Origin of the sequence: Caballeronia sp. ATUFL_F2_KS9A (assembly GCF_023630765.1) — a bacterium.
GTDB lineage: Bacteria > Pseudomonadota > Gammaproteobacteria > Burkholderiales > Burkholderiaceae > Caballeronia > Caballeronia zhejiangensis.
On record NZ_JALQEK010000024.1, the window covers coordinates 42,449 to 65,265 of the forward strand.

A 22,817-nucleotide genomic window follows, 5' to 3' on the forward strand; every position below is an offset into this window, starting at 1 on the left:
GGACTGCGTATGGGTTGTGCGTCAGTGAGGCGAATCGATCTCGGAATCGCGATGCGAGGGCATCGTGCCCGGATCGGGCGGCAATGCCGTCAGAAGACGCGGCCCCTGATGCGCGCCCGCCATCCAGACCGCTTGCCAGTCGGCATCGCCGGTCGGCTCGGCCAGCATCACCACGACGCTGTGCGCGGCCACTTCCAACTCGCTGCCGACGAGAGGCCGCGTCACCGAATCGGGCTCCGCGCTATCCAAGAGCACGTTCCATTCCAAGTGCGGCGCGGGCGGTGTGAACACGAGCGTTTGCGACGATGCATTGAACATGAGCAGCAGCACGTCGATTTCACCGTCGACGCCCGGGCCCGCGCGCCGCAGCGTGAGCGCGCGGCCTTCCGGGTCCTGCCATGCTTCGATCGCGAGCGCGTTGCCGCGTTCATCGAACCAACTGACATCGTAGAGTCCCGGCAGCACTTCGCGGTCGCCGTAAAGGAAGCGCGTTTCGCGCAACACCGGGTAGTTTTTGCGCAGTGCAATAACTTTCGCGACGAACTCCGTCATCTCGACGCCAGCGGGCCTTTGCGCCGCGTCCCAGTCGATCCACGAAATCTCGTTGTCCTGGCAATAGGCATTGTTGTTGCCCTGCTGCGTGCGGCCGAATTCGTCGCCGCCGAGAAGCATCGGCGTGCCGAGCGAGAGCAGCGTCGTCGCGATCATCGAGCGGGCGAGACGCGCGCGCACTTCGAGAATCGCGGGATCGTCGGTCGGACCTTCGATGCCCCAGTTCGCGCTGCAATTCTCGTTGTGGCCGTCGTTGTTGCCTTCCTGATTCGCTTCGTTGTGCTTGTGCGAATACGCGGTGACGTCCGCAAGCGTGAAGCCGTCGTGCGACGCGACGAAGTTCACCGACGCCCATGGTTTCCTGAAGCGCCGGTTGAAAAGTTCCGCCGAGCCGGTGAGACGCGCGGCGAGATCGGGGCGCATGCCGGCATCGCCGCGCCAGAAACGCCGGACGCCATCGCGATACTTGTCGTTCCATTCCGCGAATCCCGGCGGATGATTGCCGACCTGATAGCCGTCCGGCCCGATATCCCACGGCTCGGAGATGAGCTTGCGCGTGGAGAGAACGGGATCCTGGCGCACGGCATCGAAGAAGCCCGAGCCGGGATCGAAGCCGTGGCCTTCGCGGCCGAGCGTGACGCCGAGATCGAAGCGGAAGCCGTCGATGTTGAACGCCGTGCACCAGTAGCGCAGCGAGTCCATCACCATCTGCAAGACGCGCGGATGCGACAGATTCACCGTATTGCCGCAGCCGGTTTCGTTGATGTAGTGACGTTCGTCGCCGGGAATGAGGCGGTAGTAGCTTGCGTTGTCGAGGCCGCGCCACGAGACGGTCGGGCCGAGTTCGTTGCCTTCGCAAGTGTGGTTATAGACGACGTCGAGAATCACTTCGATGCCCGCCGCGTGCAGTTGACGTACGGCGATACGCATTTCGTTGAGCCGATGCGTCGACAGATAGGAAGGCTCGGGCGCGAAGAACGCGGCGGTGTTGTAGCCCCAGTAATTCCTGAGACTGCGTTCGACGAGAAAGCGGTCGTTGAGAAACGCGTGCACCGGAAGAAATTCGACGGCGGTGATGCCGAGCTTCTGCAAGTGCTCGATGAACCAAGGCGACGATAGCGCGGCGAAGGTGCCGCGTTCGTGCTGGCGGATGTCGTGGCGCATCATCGATGCACCGCGCACGTGCGTTTCGTAGACGATGGTTTCGCCCCAGGGCGTGTCGGGGCGCACGTCGCGCGACCAGTCGAAGGCGTCGTCGGTGACGATGCATTTGGGCATCGCGGGTGCGGAGTCGCGGCGATCCATCGACATGTCGAGGCGATTCGAATGCACGCGATAGCCGAAGAGGGCGTCGGACCATCGCCAGGGGCCGACGAGCTTTTTCGCGTAGGGATCGAGCAGCAGCTTGTGCGGATTGAAGCGATGACCTTGCTGCGGCTGATACGGGCCATGCGCGCGAAAGCCGTAGACGGTGCCGGGGTGCGCGCCGGGGAGATAGCCGTGCCAGATTTCGTCGGTGCACTCGGGCAGGTCGAAGCGCATCAGTTCCTTGCGGCCGGTGCTGTCGAAGAGACATACCTCGATGCGATGAGCATTCGATGAGAACACCGCGAAGTTGACGCCCAGACCGTCCCAGTTGGCTCCGAGCGGGTAGGGCGCGCCCGGGAGCAACTTGTCGGGGAGTGCATTTGCCATGTTGGCGCATCCTTTTGGGGTTTTTCTGCCTTTGCTGTTTCCTGCTCTTGCTCTTCGTATTGCTTGCGCTTCTATGGAATCCCGGTTTCTTAGTGGTCTATCAGCACTGCCCCTGTGCGGGGCAACGCTGATAGACCGACGCGATTACGGGATCCGGCGAAAAAAAACCATCAATCGGCCCGCAACACGATGGTTGCCAACGGCGGTAATGTCAACGCCGCCGACTGCTCCCTCCCATGACTCGGATAGTCGTCCGTATGAATCACCCCGCCATTCCCCATATTCGACCCACCATAAATGGAAGCATCGGAGTTGAACACTTCGCTCCACCGCCCGCGCCGCGGCAACCCGATCCGATAAGCCAGACGAGGCACCGGCGTCATATTGCACACCACGACGACATCGCGCCCTTCGGCATCCGTACGCCGATACGCATAAACGCTATTCGCGTTGTCATCCCCGACGAGCCATTCGAAGCCGCGCGAATCGCTATCCAGCTTGTGCAACGCCGGCTCGCTCGTATAGAGATGATTCAGATCGCGCACGAGCTTCTGCAACCCGCCATGCATCGAATCATCGAGCAGATGCCAATGCGGCGATTCATCGTGATTGAACTCCGCGAACTGGCCGAACTCTCCGCCCATGAACAACAGCTTCTTGCCCGGATGCGTCCACATGAAGCCAAAGTAAGCGCGCAGATTGGCGAACTTCTGCCATCGGTCGCCCGGCATCTTGTTGATCAAAGACCCCTTGCCATGCACGACTTCATCGTGCGACAAAGGCAAGACGAAGCGCTCGGAATACGCATACACCATCCCGAACGTGTACAGATGATGGTGATACTGCCGATACACCGGATCTTCCTGCATGTAGTGCAGCGTGTCGTGCATCCAGCCCATGTTCCACTTGAAGTCGAAGCCGAGTCCGCCGCTCTCGACATTTGCCGTCACGCCCGGCCATGCAGTCGATTCCTCCGCAACCGTGATCGCGCCCGGAATCTGCCGCACTTCATGATTCAGCCGCTTCAGGAACGCAATCGATTCGAGATTCTCTCGCCCGCCGTAAATGTTCGGCACCCACTCGCCGGCCTTGCGCGAATAGTCGCGATACAGCATCGACGCAACCGCATCGACACGCAAGCCATCGACGTGATAGCGCTTCAGCCACGCCAGCCCCGATGCGATCAGGAACGCGCTCACCTCGTTGCGGCCGAGGTTGTAGATCATCGTGTTCCAGTCCTGGTGATAACCCTCGCGCGGGTCCGCGTGCTCGTACAAAGGCGTGCCGTCGAACTGCACGAGACCGTGCGCGTCGTTCGGAAAATGCGCCGGCACCCAGTCGATGATGACGCCGAGCCCCGCCTCGTGCGCGCGATTCACGAACTCCGCGAACTGCTCCGGCGTGCCGAAGCGCGCGGACGGCGCGAACTGCCCGAGCGGCTGATAACCCCACGAACCGCCGAACGGATGCTCCGCGATCGGCATGAATTCGAGGTGCGTGAAGCCCATGCCCTTCGCATACGGAATCAGACGCTCGGCCAGCTCGTGCCAGTTCATGCCGCGATTGTCTTCCTCCGGCACGCGCAGCCACGACTCGGCATGCGCCTCGTATATGGTGATCGGCGATTGCGGCGTCTGCTTGCCGCCGCGCGTGTTCATCCACTCGGCGTCGGTCCATGCGTAATGATCGATCGCATCGGCATCCGCGACGACCGATGCCGTCGACGGCGGCTTCTCGCTCTGCATCGCGCACGGATCGGCCTTGAGCGGCAGCGTATGACCGTCGCGCGTGACGATCTCGTACTTGTAACGCGTGCCCGCGCCGATGCCCGGAATGAACAGCTCCCACACGCCCGCGTTGTGACGCAGGCGCATCGGATGGCGCCGCCCATCCCATGTGTTGAAGTCGCCGACCACCGAGACGCGCCGCGCATTCGGCGCCCACACCGCGAAGCGCACGCCCGCGACGCCGCCATGCGTGATGGGCCGCGAGCCGAGGCATTCGAGCACCGCATACGGATCGGCTTGCGAGAGACGGTCGAGCCATTCGTCGTTAAGCACAGGGCCGAACGAATACGTGTCGTGCGTTTCCTGCGGCGTGCCGTGCCAGTCGATCTTCAGGCGATACGCCGCCGGCCTCGTGACGAAGCCCGCGTAAAGCCCCGCATCGTGGATGCGCGCGAGCGAGCCGAGATGCTCGCCGTTGCCCGCATCCGCGACGCTCACTGACGATGCGCCCGGCAGGAACACGCGCACGACGTGCCCCAGATCGGTTTCGTGCAGGCCGAGCATCGAGAAGGCATCGGGATGCCGGGCCTCGACGAGTGCGTCGATATCGAGCGGATTGAGGCCGTGCGCCGGGTTCCTGGTATCCGCCGGATCGCTACGAGTGTTCATGGTGAGTTCCATCCGGATTGTCCTTGTTGGCTCCGAATACGGGTCGCGTGCCCGGAGCGGGCGGCTCGCCCGTGTCTCCCAGCAGGCGGCTCGCGAGCGACGCGAGACCCCGCAACGGAAGGCCGATCCAGGTCGGCCGGTTCGCTGCTTCGTAGCGGATTTCGTAAGCGGCCTTCTCGATCAGGAAAAGATCGAGCAACGGCTGAAACACGTCTTCGGCCGCGATCGTTTCGGGCGACGTGGCGATCGCCCCGGTGTACTCCCGCAAAAAGCTCTCCTCGGCGAACGCGCGCAGGCGTTCGAAGAGCGCCCGCTTGCGATCCGCCGTCTGCGCGGGCGCGTTTTCCGTCGTCGATTGCGCTGCCGCGCTCGCATACGACAGCGAACGCAACAGGCCCGCGACGTCGCGCAGCGGACTCGTCTTTTTGCGGCGTTCGTCGAGCGGTCGCGCGGGCTCGCCTTCGAAGTCGATGAGATACGCATCGCCTTGCGCCATCAGCACCTGGCCCAGGTGGAAATCGCCGTGGATGCGGATGCACAACGCATCGGCATCGGGCGCGACGAGCTTCTTGACCGTATCGACGAGCAGTTCGCGCCGGTCGAGCAGGCTTTGCGCGAGGAAACGGTCGTGCTCGTTGAATTCGCCGATCTTCTGCGCGAGGATGTCGAGCGCCGATTCGAGCAGCTTCAGCGTGCCGTCGATCCAGCCCTCGACGTCCTCGGCCGATGCGCGCTGCGGCGAGAACGCTTCGTCTTCCGTCGGCGATGCGAGCGCGACGTGCAGTTCGCCCAGCCGCTTGCCGATGATGCCCGCGATGTTGCCGTAGCCCGCTAAACCTTCCGCCTGCGCGTCGCGTTCCTGCGCGTGCTCTTCGGATTCGACCGCGACCGCGAGCTCATCGACGGTGCGGCGCAGATAGTCGAGCGCGTAGTTCCACGCATCGCCCTGATTGTCGATGTAACCCTGCAGGATGATGAGCGTATGCGGCACGCCCTGCGGATCGACGCGCACGACTTCGCCGTAGAGCGGGCCGGTGTTCGCGTAGCCGAGTTGCGTCAGATAGCGGCTCATTTCCGCTTCGGGGTGAATGCCGCCCACGACGCGACGCACGAGCTTGAGCACGATCTTGTCGCCGATCACGAGCGAGCTGTTGCTCTGTTCGGCGGCGAGCCAGCGGATCTCGGGCGGATCGGCGGGATAGAGATTGAGCGTGTCGAAGAGCTCGGTCGGAATGAAGCGGATCTCGCTCTTTTGCACCGTCGGCACGACCGCGCGCTCCTTGAGCTTGCGGATCACGCCATAGGTGAATTGCGGTACCGAGAACGCATCGGTCAGATGCCCGATGTTGCGGTTGCGCCGCACGCGCGCGAGCGCGAGCTGCATGTAGAGCGGCGACGTCGTCTCCGTGCCCCACGCGATCGACAGCGGCAACACGTAGCGCTCGCAATGATCGCCGACATCGGCTTCGATCTCGGTGAACGCGAAGCCCGCGCCTTCGATCGTGGTCAGCGCGGCGAGGCGCACCGCATGCAGCTTCTGATCCTTCGATGCGAACCAGCGGCGCTTGCTCAGATAGTTCGGCAGCACTTCCGATTCGAGCAGCCGGACGTTTTCCGGCGTCGGGCCGGTCTGGCCGGCGCGAATCACCATCGTGACGAACTCGGGCAATTGCTCGGACGGCGCCTGCGCCCACGCGGGCCGCATGTTGCCCGGGCAAAGCTGGAACCACAGGAAGCCGTAGGGCGGGAACGTGAGCAGATACGTGAGCTTGCCGATAGCCGGGAACGGCGAATCGGCGGTCATTTCGAGCGGCACGGAGCCGTCGAATTCCGACAGATCCAGCTCCACCGCTTGCGGCGCACGCGAGAGATTCGCGACGCACAGGATCGGCGGCTCGCCTTCGAGTTCGCGCAGATACGCGAGGATCTTGCGATTCGCGGGCCGCAAGAAGCGGATCGTGCCGCGGCCGAACGCATGCTTCGAGCGGCGCACCGCGAGCATCTTGCGCGTCCAGTTCAGCAGCGAATGCGGATCGCGGCTTTGCGATTCGACGTTCACCGCGTCATAGCCGTAGAGCGAGCCCATCACGGGCGGCAGCACGAGTTGCTCGGGATCGGCGCGCGAGAAACCGCCGTTGCGGTCGGACGACCATTGCATCGGCGTGCGCACGCCGTCGCGATCGCCCAAGTGGATGTTGTCACCCATGCCGAGCTCGTCGCCGTAATAGATCACGGGCGTGCCGGGCATCGACAGCAGCAGCGAATTGATGAGCTCGATGCGGCGCCGGTCGCGTTCCATCAGCGGCGCGAGACGACGGCGAATGCCGAGGTTCAGGCGCGCGCGGCGATCGCTCGCGTATGTGTTCCACAAGTAGTCGCGCTCGGAGTCGGTGACCATTTCGAGCGTGAGTTCATCGTGATTGCGCAGGAAGATCGCCCATTGATTGGTTTCGGCGAGGTCCGGCGTCTGCCGCATGATGTCCGTGATCGGAAAGCGATCCTCGCTCGCGATCGACATATAGATGCGCGGCATCAGCGGGAAGTGGAACGCCATGTGGCATTCGTCTTCGTCGCCGAAGTATTCCTTCACGTCTTCCGGCCACTGATTCGCTTCCGCGAGCAGCATGCGGTTCGGATACTCCGCGTCGATGGTGGCGCGAATCTTTTTGAGGATCTGGTGCGTCTCGGGCAGATTCTCGTTGTTCGTGCCTTCGCGCTCGACGAGATACGGCACCGCGTCCAGCCGCAGCCCGTCGATGCCCATGTCGAGCCAGAAGCGCATCACGGAGAGCACTTCCTTGATGACCGCCGGGTTATCGAAGTTCAGGTCGGGCTGATGCGCGTAGAAGCGATGCCAGTAATACTGGCCCGCGACCGGATCGTGCGTCCAGTTCGAAGGTTCCGAGTCGATGAAGATGATGCGCGTCTCTTCGTACTTCTTGTCCGTGTCGGACCACACGTAGTAGTTGCGATGATTCGATCCCGGCTTCGCATGACGCGCGCGCTGAAACCACGGATGCTGATCCGACGTGTGATTGATGACCAGTTCGGTGATCACGCGTATGCCGCGCGCGTGCGCTTCCTGAATGAAGCGCTTGACGTCCGCGATCGTGCCGTAGTCCGGATGCACGTTGCGATAGTCTGCGATGTCGTAGCCGTCGTCGCGGCGCGGCGACGGATAGAACGGCAGCAGCCAGATCGCATCGACGCCCAGCTCCGCGATGTAGTCGAGCTTCGCGAGCAGGCCGGGAAAATCGCCGATGCCGTCGTTGTTCGCATCGAAGAAAGACTTGATGTGAACCTGATAGATGATCGCGTCCTTGTACCAAAGCGGATCGTCGTTGAGAATCGACGCCTTCTTGTTGCGCTTCACCCTTGTATCCACGTTTCGCTCCAATGTTCTTGGTGTGCTTTCGTACGTCGATGAATCACGCTGCGTCAGGCTGCGGCTTCGGCAAACCCCATGTCGGCGATATGCGCCAGATCGCGAATGGCAGCGAATGCGGATTGAGCCGCACATGCTGGCGCCGTCCGCGCCATTCGAATTGCTCGCCCGTCACCTGATCCTCGACCGCGATCGCGTCCCACTCATGCACGCCCCAGCGTTCGAGCGTCTGCCAAGGCAGTTCGATATCCGCGCCTTGCTCGTTGAATGGATCGAGGTTGATCGCGACGAGCACGACGTTGTCGCGCGATGCGTTCGCCTTTTCGAAGAACAGGATGTGATCGTTATGCGCGGGCAGGAAGTTGACGCCCAAATGCGTCTGCAACGCGGGATTCGCGCGGCGGATGCGATTGAGCGCGGTGATTTCCGTGACGATGTTGCCGGGCCGGTTCCAGTCCCACGCCTTCAGTTCGTACTTCTCGGAGTCGAGATACTCCTCGCTGTTCGGCAGCGCCGCCGATTCGCACAGCTCGAAGCCGCTATACACGCCCCACAATCCGGATAGCGTGGCCGCCAGCGCCGCGCGAATCACGAAGCCCGGCCGTCCGGAGCTTTGCAGGAAGCGCGGATTGATATCCGGCGTGTTCACGAAGAAGTTCGGGCGGAAGAATTCCTTCGCATCGGTCTGCGTGAGATCGTGCATGTACTCGAGAAAATCGCGCTTGCTCTCGCGCCAGGTGAAGTACGTGTACGACTGCGAGAAGCCGAGCTTCGCGAGACGGTTCATCACGCGCGGCCGCGTGAACGCTTCGGCGAGGAAGATGACATCGGGATGGCGCGCGCGCACGTCGCCGATCACCCATTCCCAGAACGGGAAGGGCTTCGTATGCGGATTGTCGACGCGGAAGATTCGCACGCCCGCCGCGATCCAGTGCAGGAACACGTCGCGCAACGCGAGCCACAGATCGGGTTTCGCGTCCTGCGCGTAGAAGTCCGGATTCACGATGTCCTGATACTTCTTCGGCGGATTTTCCGCATAACGCAGCGTGCCGTCGGGACGCCATGCGAACCACGTCGGATGCTCCTTGAGCCACGGATGATCCGGCGAGCATTGCACCGCGAAGTCGAGCGCGATCTCGAGCCCGTGTTCGTGCGCGGCTTCGAGCATGCGCTTGAAGTCGTCGAGATTGCCGAGTTCGGGATGCAGCGCGTCGTGGCCGCCTTCCTTGCCGCCGATCGCATATGGGCTGCCGACATCGCCCGGCTGCGCGGTCAGCGAGTTGTTCTTGCCCTTGCGGTTCGCGACGCCGATCGGATGGATCGGCGGAAAGTACAGCACGTCGAAGCCCATCTCGCGGATGCGCGGCAGCTTGCCGATCACGTCGATGAACGTGCCGTGACGATTCACGTCGTCGCTCATGGAACGCGGGAAGATCTCGTACCAGCTCGCGAAGCGCGCGGCGGCGCGTTCCGAATCGATGCGGTACACGACCGGATCGCGCGACAGGAACGGACGATGCCGCGCCGCTGCAACGGCTTTCGCGGTCGCGCTCGCGAGCACGAGTTCGAGCTTGCGCGCGTCGTCGGCCTTCGTGAATTCCTTGACGATCGCTTCGAGCGGCGCGCTGTCGCTGTCGGCATCGTCGGAGGTTTTGACTTCGGCGAGGATCAGCGCGAACAGATGCTTCGCTTCCTCGACTTCGAGCTCCACCGTCTGACCGGCCTTCAGCTTCTTCTGCATGTGATCGACGAGCGACGCGTAATCGTCGCGCCACGCCATCACGACGAATTCATGGCGGCCCACGCGTTCGAGCGGAATGCGCGTGCTCCACAGATCGAGGCCGGCGGGCTGCACGGCGGTCATCGGCACTTCGTGCCACTCGGTTTCATCGGCGGCGCGCCATTGCACGGCGGCGGCGATTTTGTCGTGGCCTTCCGCGAAGATCGCTGCCTGAATCTCCACCGCCTCGCCGACGATACGCTTCGCCGGAAAGCGTCCGTGATCGACCGAAGGCGTCACGCTCTCGATCGACACGCGCGGCGCGGCGATCGCCTCGGCGACGGACTTCTTGTCGGCGGCCTTCGCGCCGCGCTTCACTTGCGGCTGCGCGAGCAGGATGAACGGCTCGGCTTCCGCGCGATACAGGCGCACTTCGCCCGCCTTGAGCGTGAAGGGCGCGAGGCGCTCGGGCTTGCCCATCGTGTCGTCGATCAGCGCGAAGCGCGTGTAGTTGCCCGGCACCGATTCGAGCAGATGCAACGTATCGACGTGCACGGGCGCGACGAGATCGGGATTGATGACGGCGAGCACGGCGTCGCTGCTATGGCGCAGATCGCCGCCATCCGCGCGAATCAGCGCCGCGTAGGGCGTGCCCGCCCCCGTCAGCGCGCGCAGTTCGCCGACGCTCGCGAGCGTGCCGACGTTGCGCTGCAACTCATTCGCACGCCGGATGCGCGCGGTGAGATCGATGCGCTTCTCGCTCTTCGCACGCTCGTATTCCGCCGCGATGCCGTATTGCGGCGACATCGGCAGGGCGACGCCGTATTCGAAGCCCATCGGCACCATGATGCCGGTGCCGAGCGCGGCGGCGGTGTCGAGCGCGCGCGTGTAGGCGCGTTCGACGAGCGCGGTGTCGCTCGTATCGGCGAGATCGCTGATGAGCCGCGCGCCGAACGGATCTTCCGGAAACGCGATGGGCGGTGCGATGCGCGACAGCGCCGCGTGCTCGTCGAAGAGCCACGCGCTCTTGAAGTCCCACCAGCGCGTCGATGCGAACACGGCGTCGAAACCGGCGTCGGCGAGACCGTGCAGATCATGCCGCGTGACGCCGACGGTCCACGCGAGCCAGCGCGTCTCCGGATGCTTTTCGCGCACCGCCGCGCCGAGCCTGCGCCACACATGCGCGGGCACCGCGTCCGGCGCATCGAAGCGAAACCCGCCCACGCCCGCATCGGCGAGCAGGTTCAGCTCGCGCGCCCACCATTCGGTCAGATGATGCGCGGCCTCGCCATCGGCGAAATTCGCCCACGCGACGTCGCGCTGACGCGGCGGCTTGCGCGGATCGAGGCGCGCATCCGCGCTTTCGAACGGCTGAAACCAGTGCTTGTTGTCCTGATAAAGGCCGCCTTCGGCGCTCACGCGGTCGATCACGATATCGACGAGCAGCGTGAGCTTGTGCTTTTTCGCGGCGTCGGCGAGCTGGCGCAGGCCGTCGGATGCGCTCCCATCGGATTCGAAGACGGAATGCAGGCGATGATGATCGGCGACCGCTTCGCGATGCCCGTTGCTGCCGGGCGTGAACGGCGAGCCGATCAGGACGTGATCGAAGCCGAGCCCTGCCGCGTGCTCGAACTGGGCGGGCCAGTTCGCGAGCGGGCCGACGAGCAGGGGATCGATGAAGTAGATACGCGGCGCGTACGCATGAGGAGCTTGATGGTTTTCCATCGTTCGTCTTTTCCAGAGTCGTCCTGCGGTGGCGGGGATGCGGGCATCAATCGCGATCACGCTCACGGGCCAAACTGGCTGAAGAGCTGGTCCGCGCGTCACGAATCACGCGAACTCTCAGGCGGAACTCAGATTACACCTTGGCGCCGGATTTCGACGCCTGCCTGGCCGCGTTGTCGCGATGCACCGTGCATCGAATGCCTTCTTGCATCACGGTGGGCGCCACGGTCCCCAAGTGATTTCCTTCGGGCTCATGCACGGGCGGGACAGCACGTTGCGTGCCGCGCCCGGTTCGAACCCTGGTCGCTACTATGGAGCAACTGCCGCCGGCACGCTCACGCGGTGCGCGCCATCGAATGCGCGTCCTGTGCCCGTGCGGGCGTCGGCATGACATCGGCCACGCGGCGCGCACGCAATGCGGTGCGGCTCGGACGCGCGCCGCTCAGGCCGACGTACAGTGCGACCATCGTCGTCACGGCTTCGTTCCATCCGAAATCGCAGGACATCGCGTTGCGCTGCAACGCGCGCCACACTTGCGGACGCATGTAGGCGTCGAGCGCGCGGCTCGCGGCGTAGACGATATCGTCCGCGCGTTCGCCATCGAAGAGAAAGCCGGTGGGCGCGTGCGAGGAGCGCGGCGCGGGGACCGGCGCGACAGGCAGATCATGCGTGCCGTCGCGCAGCCACGCCGATGGACGGAGCACGTCGCGCATGCCGTGCAGTTCGTTTTGCGCCGCATCGACGATCGTGTCGGCGAGGCCGCCCACGCGCGATGCGACCGGCAGCGTGCCGTAGCGCATCGCATACATCTGCGTGAGGCCGCACGGCTCGAAGCGGCTGCCGTGCAGAAGGATGTCCGCGCCCGCGTGCAGGGCATGGGCGCGCCGTTCGTCGTATCCGATATGCACGCCCACGCGATCCGGCCATTCCTGCGCGAGCTTCCTGAAACCGGCTTCGATATGCGCCTCGCCCTTGCCGATCACGGCGAGCTGCAGACGCGGATGTCGCGCGAGCAGACGCGGCAGCGCATCGAGCACGACATCGGCGAGTTTCTGACCGGTCATGCGGCTGCCGATCGCCATCAGCGGCGCGAACGGATCGACGGGCAAGCCGAACATGCGTTGCAGCGCGCGCTTGCACGCGTGCTTGCCGCGCATATCGTCGAAGGAATAGGTGCGTTCGATGAGCGGATCGGCGGCGGGATTCCACGTTTCTTCGTCGATGCCGTTCACGACGCCCGACAGCTTGTCGGCGCAGCTTTGCAGCACGCCTTCCATCAGATGACCGAAGCGCGGCGTGAGAATTTCGCGCGCGTAAGTTTCGGAGACGGTCGTTACGCGATCGGCGTGGACGATGCCCGCTTTCATCAGACTCAATGCGCCATAGAACTCGATGCTCTTCGGGTCGCTCAACGCATGCACGAGCCACTTTTCCGGCACGCCGAGCGACGCACCAAGCGAGAGCGCGTAGTTGCCCTGGAATGCGAGATTGTGGATCGTGAATACGCTCTTTGCGTGCACGTCCGCGTGCTTCATCAGAAGCGGCGTCAGGCCCGTGTGCCAGTCGTGTGCATGAACGATGTCCGGCTTCTTCACGCCGCGCACGCCTTGCGCGATCCGCACCGCGGCGGCGGAAAGCGTCGCGAAGCGAAGCGCGTTGTCCTGATAGTCGCGGCCCTGTTCGTCCTGATAAAGCCCGTCGCGCGCGTAGAGCGTGTCGCAGCGCAGCAGCAGAACCGGCACGCCGGTATCGGGCATACGGCCGCGCAGCAGCGCCGCGTTGCCGCCGGGCAGGCCGGTGAGGGTGCCGATCTTGCTCAGGCCTTCTGCTTGGGCAATAGCGTTCGGATAGGCGGGAAGCAGGATGGTGGCATCGACGCCGGCTTCGCGCAGCGCGGCAGCATAGGCGCTGACCATATCGCCGAGTCCGCCGGTCTTGGCGAGCGGGACGGCTTCGGAGGCGACCAGCAGAACGTTCAAAGGCAAAATGGGCTCTCCTGTGCATGCGGAACGCACGAGCGCGAGGCCGCGCGAGCGAGTGCTGATCCGGGTTTCTTCTGATTGGGCTGGCGCAATGCAGCAATCGCTGTGCCACCGAGCGGGGGCGTGTGTGCGCTGCGGCACGTTCATTTCCGCCTATGGCACGACGAGACCGCCGGCGCCCACGTCCCGCAGAGCAAGAAAGGCACGAACGTGCCGCGTGTAAAACTGACTGCGGCGCGCGCCGCGTTTTTACACGGCGCGTTCGATGAGCCGTTCGTCGAGCTTATGGCGCGCGCGTGACAGCGTCGTTTCAGCCGCCGACCATGCTCGCGGCGATGTTGATCGAAAGCCCGAGCACCGCGAGATTGAAGAAGAACGACAGCACCGATTGCGCGAGCGCCGTGCGGCGCGCCGACGTCGATGCAAGCGCGATATCGGCGGTCTGCGACGCGACCGCGATCGTGAAGGAGAAGTAGAGGAAGTCCCAGTAACCCGGCTTCAGATGACGGTCGGGAAATCTCAGCGCGGTATCGTTGTCCGGCGACTGATAGTAGTGCCGCGCGTAGTGGAGCGTGAACATCGTCGGGATCAGGAACCATGCGCCGAGCATCGTCGCGCCGGTGAGCACGTAATGCAGCACCGCGCCGGCGCCCATGTGCTTCGCGGTCGACAGCTCGACGACGATCGCCACGATGCTCGCAATCGCCGCGACGCTCACGACCATCAGCACGGTCGCGGCGTTTTCGTCTTCGCGCTCGGCGAGTTCCTGCACGTCGCTCTGGCGCGCGGACGCCATCTTCACCCAGATGAGCGCGAGGTAGAGCCACACGGCCGAGTCCCAGCCGATCAGCGCGCGCGCCGTCGGCCGCACGTGCGCCGGAACCAAAGCGGCGGCGACGCAACCAACAGCCAGGCCGATCAGCGCGCGCGGCCGGTTGCGCAGTACGGGCGGGAAGATCGGCTTCATTTCGTTTTGTCCGCATGTGAGGCAGGCATCGCCCGACGCTGCGATTATTGCCCGATCGCCTTTCAACAAGCTGAGTGCCAGAGATGACGTCGTTTGCGATGCGAAGGGGAATCATGGCGGGCGCGTGCGCGCTGCTCGTGCCGGCGCGCGCTCAGGAACCGCCCGCGAGCGGAATCGGCGCGTTTCTCGCCGTGTCGATGAAACTCACCGGCCGCACGCACTTCGATCCGCGTCTCGCCGAACGCGTGCACGCGGCGCTTGCCCGGCACGACGCGGACTTCGCCGCGAAGATCGCCGCGCTCGAGAAGTGGATCGCGACGCACGGCGGCACGCCCACCGACATCATCACCGCCGCGCTCGAAGCCACGCGTCCCGAGCTTGCGAAGACGGTCGGCAGCGTGATGCGCGCGTGGTATCTCGGCGTCGTCGGCGAGCCGCCGCATGTCGAAGTCGTTGCGTACGAACGCGCACTGATGTTCGATCCCGTCGGCGACATGCTCACGGTTCCCTCATACTGCCGCGGCGAGCCGGCCGACTGGGCGAAGAAGCCCTGAGCGCCGCGCATCGCCATTCAAGACAAGGGCACGCGCATGGCGGGTTCCACTTCGGCGGACGTCGTGGTCGTCGGCTCGGGCGTGGCGGGCAGTCTCGTCGCGTACCGGCTGGCGAAAGCGGGCGCGTCGGTGATTCTGCTCGAAGCCGGGCCGCGTCTTGCGCGCTGGCAGATCGTCGAGAACTTTCGCCGCGCCGCCGACAAGCGCGATCTCTGCGCGCCGTATCCGCTCGTGCGTCACGCGCCGCGCCCCGAGCCGATGAATCCCGGCGCCTATCTCGTCGATCGCGGCGCGACGCCGTACCAGCCGCAATATCTGCGGCTCGTCGGCGGGACGACGTGGCATTGGGCCGGCGCGGCGTGGCGCCTTTTGCCTTCTGACTTTCGCGTGAAAACGCTGTACGGCGTCGGGCGCGACTGGCCGTTTCCCTACGAGACGCTCGAACCGTGGTACGGGCAGGCCGAAGCCGATCTGGGCGTCGCGGGACCGGACATCGATCTCGGCTCGCCGCGCTCGACACCTTATCCGATGGACGCGCTGCCGCTCTCGTGGATGGACCGGCGCGTCGCCGAGTTGCTCGGCGCGCAGTCGTATCGCGTGGTGCCCGAGCCGATGGCGCGCAACAGCCGTCCGTACGACGCGCGCCCCGCGTGCTGCGGCAACAACAATTGCATGCCGATTTGTCCGATCGGCGCGCTGTATCACGCAGCGTCGCACGCCGACAAGGCCGAACGCGCGGGCGCGGCGCTCGTCGCGCAGGCGGTCGCGTATCGCATCGAGGCGAACGATCGCGGCGAGATCGTCGCGATCCATTGCAAGGACCCGAACGGCCTCTCGACGCGCGTGACCGGCAGGCGCTTCGTCATCGCGGCGAACGGCATCGAGACGCCCAAGCTGCTTCTGATGTCGACGTCCGCGCGGTTTCCGAAGGGCATCGGCAACGGCTCGGATCAGGTCGGGCGCAATCTGATGGATCATCCCGCCGCGAGCGTCAGCTTTCTCGCCAACGAGGCGCTGTGGCCGGGACGCGGGCCAGTGGAGATGTCGTCGATCGTCGATTTGCGCGACGGGCCGTTTCGCGCGCAGCAGGCGGCGAAGAAGCTGCATCTGTCGAACGCGGCGCCGACGCTCGCCGTCACCCGGAATCTGCTGGATAAAGGGCTGACCGGCGGCGAGCTCGACCGGCAGATTCGCGAGCAATGCGCGCGCAGGCTCACGTTCGGCAGCTTTCACGAGCAACTGCCGTCGAGCGAAAATCGCGTGATGCTGTCGGCGCAAAAGGACGCGCTCGGCTTGCCGCGCCCGGAAATCGCGTATTCGATCGACGATTACGTGCGCAAGAGCGCCGCCGACACGCACGCGCAGTTCGCGCGCATCGCCGGGATTTTCGAGGGCACGGAAATCGAGCACGACGATTCGCTCGGCGCGAGCAGCCACATCATGGGCACGGCGATCATGGGCCGCGATCCGAACGATTCCGTCGTCGATGACGAATGCCGCGCGCACGATCATCCGAACCTGTTCATCGCCGGGAGCGCGGTGATGCCCGCGGGCGGCTCCGTCAACTGCACGCTGACGATCGCGGCGTTGTCGCTGCGGCTCGCCGGCACGATCGAGGCGTCCCTGCGATGAAGGCGCGGCTCGCGTGCCTGATCGTTCTGCTGGCGTGCGCGTCCGGCGCCGCCCAGGCGCAAACCAGAGTCGAGCAAGGCGAATATCTCGTGCGCGCGGGCGGCTGCATGAGCTGCCATACCGCCCGCTCGGAATCCGCGCGGCCGTTCGCGGGCGGCAGGCCGATCCCGACGCCGTTCGGCGACGTGTTCGCGCCGAACATCACGAGCGATCGCGAAACGGGCATCGGCGCATGGACCGACGCGCAGTTCATCCGCGCGATGCGCGAGGGCATCGGCAGGAACGGCGAGCGGCTTTATCCCGCGTTTCCGTACACGTCGTACACGCTGCTTTCCGACGCCGATCTGCTCGCGATGCGCGCCTATCTCGCGACCGTGCCGCCCGTGCGGTCCGCGACGCCGCGCAACACGCTCGCGTTTCCGTTCGATCAGCGCTGGCTCATGGCGCTGTGGAATCTTCTCGAGTTTTCGCCGCGGCGCTTCGTGCCCGATCCGTCGAAGAGCGCGGAGTGGAATCGCGGCGCGTATCTCGTCGAAGGGCTCGGGCATTGCGGTGAGTGCCACACGCCGCGCAACGGCATCGGCGGGCTGATGGGAAGCAAGCGGCTTGCCGGGGCGACGGTCGCGGGATGGCAGGCGGGCAATCTGACGCCGGATCGCGTCGCGGGCATCGGCGCGTGGCGCGACGACGAACTGCTGCGCTTTCTGTCGACGGGCGCCGCGCCCGGCCGTGCCCATGCGCTCGGACCGATGGCCGAAGTCGTCGCGACTGGCACGCAGCATCTGACGCCCGCGGATCTGCGTTCGATGATCGTGTATCTGCGCGCCGTGCCGCCCGTCGCGGCGAAAGACGCGCGCGTGAGCGACCCGGCGAGGGCGGACACGACATCGATCGATTCGGAAGGCGCGCGTCTTTACGCCGCCGCGTGCGCCAGTTGCCACGGCGCGACAGGCGAGGGCAGCAAGCCGTTTCCGCCGCTCGCGCGTGATGGCGGCGCGGCGGCGGCGAGCAATCTCGTTCTCGTGATCCTGCGCGGCGTGAATCGCAAGACCCGCGATGCGCACGCGCTGATGCCCGCATTCGACGCGCAATTCACCGACGAGCAGATCGCCGTTCTGAGCAACTTCGTGACGCGTCAATTCGGCGATCCACGCGCGTCGATCGATGCGAAAGCCGTCGCGCGGCTTCGCGTCATCGAGCAATAACTGCGGTTGCAAAAGGTCGGGAACAGCACTTTTTACGTCGACCGGACGCGCCCCGGTAACGCCGCTGTAACGAGTGTGCGCGCGGCTTGCGTATTGCTTGCAAAAGCGATCCACCCCGCACACGGCGTCATTGACGAGCGCTATCATCGGCGCATGAATGGTCCTACCTATCCTATCGTCTGCAGGCATCCCGCCAATGATCTCGGCCGCGATTTCGTGGTCGGGGATCTGCACGGCTGCGTCGATGCGCTGCGTTATCTTCTGCACGAAATCGGTTTCGACGGCGCGCGGGACAGGCTGTTCTCCGTCGGCGATCTGGTCGATCGCGGCACGGATTCGCTCGCGGCCATCGATCTCATCGACAAGCCGTGGTTTTATCCCGTGCTCGGCAATCACGAGGATGCGCTGATCGCGGTCGCGACCGGCGCGATGCGCCGTCAATCGTGGTACGCGATCGGCGGCGCGTGGGCTGAAACCGTCCCCGACGATCACCTTGCCGCGCTCGCCGCGCGGCTCTCGACGCTGCCGCTCGTGCGGATCGTCGGCGAGGGCGAGCGGCGCTTCAACGTGCTGCACGCGGAGTTCTTCGGCAACGACGCCGAACTCGATGCCGGCGACTATCACGAAGACGTCCGCGGGCAGATCCTTTGGGGCCGCAGCCTTGCGCTCGGTCACGCGGACCCCGGGCTGCAATTCGGCCTGTCGCCCACTTACTGCGGCCATACGCCGACGCGCGCGGTGAAGCAGATCGGCTCGCAGATTTACATCGATACGTGCGCGTTCGCGCCCGAAGGCCGGCTCACGATCGTGCAGGCCGGCACCGACGAGCGCTGGTCCGTAAAAGAGCGCTGGGCGTCGTCCGAAGGCGCGCGCGAACTCGCGCTGCCGTGACTCCGGTGCAACGCGGCACGCACGTTGCTCGAATCTTCGCCATCGATAGAAGACCAATCAGGCGAGGCGCGCGGTGGCGAAAATCGGAACGAACAACGAGACAGGCGGCGGCGCCGGCGACCGCCTGACGGCCGACGTGCAGGGCTGCCCGGATGATTTGCCGCCCGGCCTGCGCTACGTGGACGATTCGCGGCGCGGCTATACGCGCGAATGGATCGACGGCGCGTTCGCGTACTTCAACACGCAGGGCAAGCGCATCGACGACGAAGCCGAGATTCGCCGCATCAACGCGCTCGCGATTCCGCCCGCTTACACCGATGTGTGGATTTGCCCCGACTCGCGCGGCCATCTCCAGGCGACCGGACGCGATGCGCGCGGTCGCAAGCAATATCGCTATCACCCGCAATGGCGCGAAACGCGCGACGCGAACAAGTACGAACGCATGCTCGCGTTTTCGGCGGTGCTGCCGAAACTGCGCTCGCGGGTTACGCGCGATCTGGCGCTCGACGGCATGCCGCGCGACAAGGTGCTCGCGACCGTGGTGCGTCTGCTCGATACGACGCTGATCCGCGTCGGCAGCGAGGAATACGCGCGCGAAAACCGCTCGTACGGACTGACGACGTTGAGAAAGCGGCATCTGAAAGTGTCGGCGGGAACGTTGCGGTTCAAGTTTCGCGGCAAGAGCGGCATCGAGCACGATGTGGCCGTGAGCGACGCGCGGGTCGCGCGCATCGTCAAGCGCTGCATGGATCTGCCGGGGCAGGATCTCTTCCAGTATCTCGATGAGGACGGCGAGCGCCATTCGGTTTCTTCATCCGACATCAACGAATATCTGCGCGAGATCACCGGCGCGGATTTCACGGCGAAGGATTACCGGACGTGGGCGGGCAGCGTGTTCGCGCTCGCGGCGCTGAGAAAGCTGAAATGGGAGACGGTGACCGAGGCGCGCAAGCATGTCGTCGGCACGGTGAAGGAAGTCGCGCAACTGCTGCGCAATACGCCCGCCGTGTGCCGCAAATGCTATGTGCATCCGGCCGTGATCGAGGCGTTCGAAGCCGGCGAGCTCGCCGAATCGATGCCCGCGTCGCGCCGTCACGGTCTCAAGACCGATGAAGCCGCGCTCGCGATCTTCCTCGAAAAGGAAGCGAAACGCCGCACGCGCGAGGCGGCGCGCAAGAACCGCAAAGGCGCGACGCCAAGCGACGCGCGCCTGACCCGGCTGCTCGGCGAATCGAGCCGCAAGGCGCGCGCGGGTGCGCTGAAATCGAGCGGCAAGAACGCGGCGTCGCAGGCGCTCGAGCAGGTCGGCAAGAAAGCGGCGAGAAAGGCGGCGCGCCCGGCGTCGAAGAAGCTCTCGCGCACGCGCACCGAAACGGCTGTGGCGATCGGCTCGGGAAGGTGAAACGTTTGCCCGTTCAGCCGACCTGATTCAGCTCGAACACGTAGTCGATCGCCTCGCCGTTCCAGTTGTATTCGAGATACGCCGCGTGCCGGCAGTCGCGCAGCATCGTCGTGCGCAGGGCGGCGAGGCATTCGCCCTGCGGATCGCGCACCGAGGGATACACGATCCCCGGCGCACCGGCCGCCCGTATCGCGCGTCCGAGCGCCTTGCCCGGGCCGTAGTCGTCCGGCGCGAGGATGCGCGGATCGAGGCCCGTTCGCGCGATCGCGTCGCCGCGCAGATCGACGACATCGCCGTGCGCCCGCACTGTGTAGAGACGCATCTGCTGGCGCGTCGGCGCTTCGTTCGTCGCGGCGAGAAAAAGCCCGGAGTGATAGCGCGTTTCCGCGATCGCCGTCTGCCGCTCGCGGCCGCAGTAAAACACGCCGTAGCTGCCGTCCGAGAAGCGGCTGCCGTTCGGATTCAGATGCGTGAACGCCGCCATGATCGGCCCGCAGCCCGGCCCGAAACAGCGCTCTTCCGCGGGCACGAGATCGAGTTCGCCGATTTCGGTGCGCAGGCGGTCGTTGGTCATCGCCTCCAGTGCGTAGAGCGCTTCGAAGTCCTGCGGCGACGCCACGCGATCGAAGAGATTGACGGCAGGAAAGCGCGTGGGAATCACGCGATACGCCGGCGACCAGTCGAGCAGACTGTGGGGCCACTGTTCGCGCCAGTTCGGTGTGTCCTTGCTGAATGCAATTCCCATCACGCCCAGCCGCCTCGCATCGCGTCGAGATATTGGCGCACGGCGACGAGATCGCTGATATTGCCCGCCAGCAGCCGATCGAGCGCCGGACGCCCGCCGAACGGCGGCGCGGCATTGGGGCGGCGGATCCAGGTATCGGCGGCTTTCGGATCGGGGAGAAGGATTTGCAGCGCCTTGTAGATGCCGAGAATCAGCGAAAGGCGCTCGAGCGTGTCGCGAGCGAGGCGGGCGGATTCGGGGTCCTGCTTCCATTTGAAATAGGTGGAGCGCCCCGGCGAGCCGAGCAGCGTGATCTGCTCCTCGGCGGATAGCGCCCAGTCGCGGGCGATATTGAAGAAGGCGCGTAGACCGGCAGCGGATAGATCACCCGAATCCAGCGCCGGACGCGGCACCGGACGGCCGGCCGACGCATGTTCGGCGCGTGCGGCGTTGGGCATGTCGTTAAGTCTCCAAAGGAACTTTGCAATAATATTAGTCCACATTTGGATTAATGCAAGCCCGCCATGCGCTTTCTGACTCGAAGCGCCGGATCAGTCTTCGTCGTCGGTCGGGCCGTAGCGGCGGCCCGGTACGTGGGATTTGAGCGCATCGGCGATTTGCGACGGCGTGCAGTCGGCGGGAAAGACGCGTCGCTGCACGCGCTGGTCGGTCTTCGACGCCCATTCGACCATTCGGTAAGGCGCGCCCCACGGCGGCTCGACCGGCAGGGAAAGACGGCATTCGCGCAGGGTGAGCGCGTATTGTTTGCGCATTGTCGGAGCGAGATTGGCGAAGCTGCGGCGCGCGGCGGTGTTGGCTGGCATGGCACGTTCCTCACGGTGATGGCTCGGCCGTCCGGTGCGGACGGCGGCAACGGAGCCGGATCGCGAGACGAGTGTGTCGGCGCAGAATTAAGAGGGACTTAATCGCGCGCGACGCCGCATCGATGCGCGGCAAAACGCCGCTGCGAGCCGCCGAAGGCCGATGCATGCGCCGGTCAAGAGGCGCTTCGGCATTTTCGCCACGACGCGCGCCGCCTGTTTGCCGCGGCGTCGGCTTACTGTATATTCGTACAGCTTGTCCGCAACAGGAGCTCGCCGATGAACCCACGCAACGATCCGCTCGAAGCCGCTGCGCTCGAACGTTTCATGCGCGCGACGCGCGCGGTCAACGCGGCGTTCGACGCCACGCGCGGCGAGCCGGATTTCGAGCGGGACGGGCGCTCCGTCGCGCGCTCGATCGAGCGTCTCGACGCCGCGTTGCTCGAGCTGGAAACATCCGAGCAGACGCTCGACGCCATCCTCTCGCGCAGAGCGGGCCACTAACCGTTGGAGCGAATCACTTGAAGCGCGTATTCCTGATCGTCGTTCTTCTGATCGGCTCGTCGTCGCTTTTTGCGGCCGAGCGCTACACGGAAGTCTGGAATCCTCCCGAAGCACAGTCCGTCAAGGGCAAGAGCAAGACGCACGCGGCGCCGCAGACGGCAGCCAAAAAGAAGCACAAGAGCGCCACGTCCGTGAAGCAGGTCGCCGATAAAGCCGCTATCGAACAGGCGCCGGTCACGCCGCGTTCGAAGGCATCGTCGCCGAAGCAGAGCGAGCCGGTCATCCCGCGCAAGATCGAGCCGAACGGCCAGGTGATGCGCGTCTAGACCGCGGCCGCAATCGACAAAAAGGGGCGTCCCGCCGGGAGCGCCCCTTTTTTCTTACGCGGCCAACAGCAGCCGCGCGATGTCACAACCGACCCATCAGCAACAGAACGATCACTACGATCAGCACGACGCCGACGATCCCGCTCGGCCCGTAGCCCCAACTGCGGCTGTGCGGCCAGGAAGGAATGGCGCCGATCAAGAGCAGGATCAGGATGATCAGCAGTATGGTTCCGATCGTCATTTCGACTTCTCCTTATTCAAATGATCGCGTGACGGATCGGCGTCCGGCGCAGCCTCCCAACTGTCATCGACAGTCATGCGCCGAAGGAGCGGCGG

17 protein-coding genes are annotated in these 22,817 nt (G+C 64.9%); 7 read left to right on the forward strand and 10 right to left on the reverse strand.

Translation table 11 applies throughout. The features are described from left to right. Positions 1–21 precede the first annotated feature (21 nt). The 6 genes from glgX to NCS67_RS14045 all read right to left on the reverse strand — a co-directional run bounded on the left by glgX (position 22) and on the right by NCS67_RS14045 (position 14,422). Positions 22–2,247 (reverse strand): glycogen debranching protein GlgX, encoded by a 2,226-nt coding sequence (glgX, locus tag NCS67_RS14020; RefSeq protein WP_250435457.1) that lies wholly within the window; start codon positions 2,245–2,247, stop codon positions 22–24. A gap of 170 nt (positions 2,248–2,417) precedes the next feature. Continuing rightward, a complete protein-coding gene (gene glgB, locus NCS67_RS14025; RefSeq protein WP_250435459.1) occupies positions 2,418–4,643 on the reverse strand; it encodes a 1,4-alpha-glucan branching protein GlgB in 2,226 nt (741 codons plus the stop codon). Continuing rightward, a complete protein-coding gene (gene treS / locus NCS67_RS14030) occupies positions 4,630–8,040 on the reverse strand; it encodes a maltose alpha-D-glucosyltransferase (RefSeq protein WP_051079077.1) in 3,411 nt (1,136 codons plus the stop codon). The genes glgB and treS overlap by 14 nt, the downstream gene beginning before the upstream one ends. A gap of 31 nt (positions 8,041–8,071) precedes the next feature. Further along, positions 8,072–11,473, reverse strand: a complete 3,402-nt coding sequence (locus NCS67_RS14035; protein ID WP_250435461.1) for a maltotransferase domain-containing protein — start codon at positions 11,471–11,473, stop codon at positions 8,072–8,074. A gap of 335 nt (positions 11,474–11,808) precedes the next feature. Further along, the gene (glgA, locus tag NCS67_RS14040) at positions 11,809–13,458 is read right to left on the reverse strand and encodes a glycogen synthase GlgA (protein WP_250435462.1); all 1,650 of its coding nucleotides are present in this window, start codon (positions 13,456–13,458) and stop codon (positions 11,809–11,811) included. 307 nt (positions 13,459–13,765) lie between these two features. After that, a complete protein-coding gene (locus tag NCS67_RS14045; protein ID WP_008354009.1) occupies positions 13,766–14,422 on the reverse strand; it encodes a DUF1345 domain-containing protein in 657 nt (218 codons plus the stop codon). Positions 14,423–14,520: 98 nt separating this feature from the next. On the opposite strand from NCS67_RS14045, the gene NCS67_RS14050 reads away from it, so the two are divergent. The 5 genes from NCS67_RS14050 to NCS67_RS14070 all read left to right on the forward strand — a co-directional run bounded on the left by NCS67_RS14050 (position 14,521) and on the right by NCS67_RS14070 (position 20,106). Then, positions 14,521–14,976, forward strand: a complete 456-nt coding sequence (locus NCS67_RS14050) for a sugar dehydrogenase complex small subunit (RefSeq protein WP_250435464.1) — start codon at positions 14,521–14,523, stop codon at positions 14,974–14,976. A gap of 36 nt (positions 14,977–15,012) precedes the next feature. After that, positions 15,013–16,608, forward strand: coding sequence for a GMC family oxidoreductase (locus tag NCS67_RS14055; protein WP_250435466.1), 1,596 nt, complete (start codon positions 15,013–15,015; stop codon positions 16,606–16,608). Next, complete coding sequence (locus tag NCS67_RS14060; RefSeq protein ID WP_250435468.1) at positions 16,605–17,813, forward strand: cytochrome c; 1,209 nt, start codon at positions 16,605–16,607, stop codon at positions 17,811–17,813. The genes NCS67_RS14055 and NCS67_RS14060 overlap by 4 nt, the downstream gene beginning before the upstream one ends. Before the next feature lie 153 nt (positions 17,814–17,966). After that, a complete protein-coding gene (locus NCS67_RS14065; protein ID WP_250435469.1) occupies positions 17,967–18,704 on the forward strand; it encodes a metallophosphoesterase in 738 nt (245 codons plus the stop codon). Positions 18,705–18,777: 73 nt separating this feature from the next. After that, entirely contained in the window at positions 18,778–20,106 is a 1,329-nt protein-coding gene (locus NCS67_RS14070; protein ID WP_008354002.1) for a DNA topoisomerase IB, read from the forward strand. Between the two features lie 13 nt (positions 20,107–20,119). Here NCS67_RS14070 and NCS67_RS14075 read toward each other — a convergent pair whose 3' ends face one another. The 3 genes from NCS67_RS14075 to NCS67_RS14085 form a co-directional block, all read right to left on the reverse strand. Continuing rightward, entirely contained in the window at positions 20,120–20,851 is a 732-nt protein-coding gene (locus NCS67_RS14075) for an RES family NAD+ phosphorylase (RefSeq protein WP_250435470.1), read from the reverse strand. After that, positions 20,851–21,288: an MbcA/ParS/Xre antitoxin family protein gene (locus tag NCS67_RS14080; RefSeq protein WP_008353999.1), complete on the reverse strand. Its 438-nt coding sequence runs from the start codon at positions 21,286–21,288 to the stop codon at positions 20,851–20,853. The genes NCS67_RS14075 and NCS67_RS14080 overlap by 1 nt, the downstream gene beginning before the upstream one ends. Before the next feature lie 93 nt (positions 21,289–21,381). Further along, a complete protein-coding gene (locus NCS67_RS14085) occupies positions 21,382–21,654 on the reverse strand; it encodes a DUF2866 domain-containing protein (RefSeq protein WP_008353997.1) in 273 nt (90 codons plus the stop codon). 276 nt (positions 21,655–21,930) lie between these two features. Here NCS67_RS14085 and NCS67_RS14090 point away from each other — a divergent pair, with 276 nt between their 5' ends. Together NCS67_RS14090 and NCS67_RS14095 are read left to right on the forward strand one after the other, a co-directional pair. Beyond that, positions 21,931–22,155: a hypothetical protein gene (locus NCS67_RS14090; protein WP_008353996.1), complete on the forward strand. Its 225-nt coding sequence runs from the start codon at positions 21,931–21,933 to the stop codon at positions 22,153–22,155. A 17-nt stretch (positions 22,156–22,172) separates the two neighbouring features. Continuing rightward, a complete protein-coding gene (locus tag NCS67_RS14095; RefSeq protein WP_008353995.1) occupies positions 22,173–22,481 on the forward strand; it encodes a hypothetical protein in 309 nt (102 codons plus the stop codon). Between the two features lie 82 nt (positions 22,482–22,563). Here NCS67_RS14095 and NCS67_RS14100 read toward each other — a convergent pair whose 3' ends face one another. After that, positions 22,564–22,722, reverse strand: coding sequence for a DUF3309 family protein (locus NCS67_RS14100; RefSeq protein ID WP_008353994.1), 159 nt, complete (start codon positions 22,720–22,722; stop codon positions 22,564–22,566). Positions 22,723–22,817: the final 95 nt, after the last annotated feature.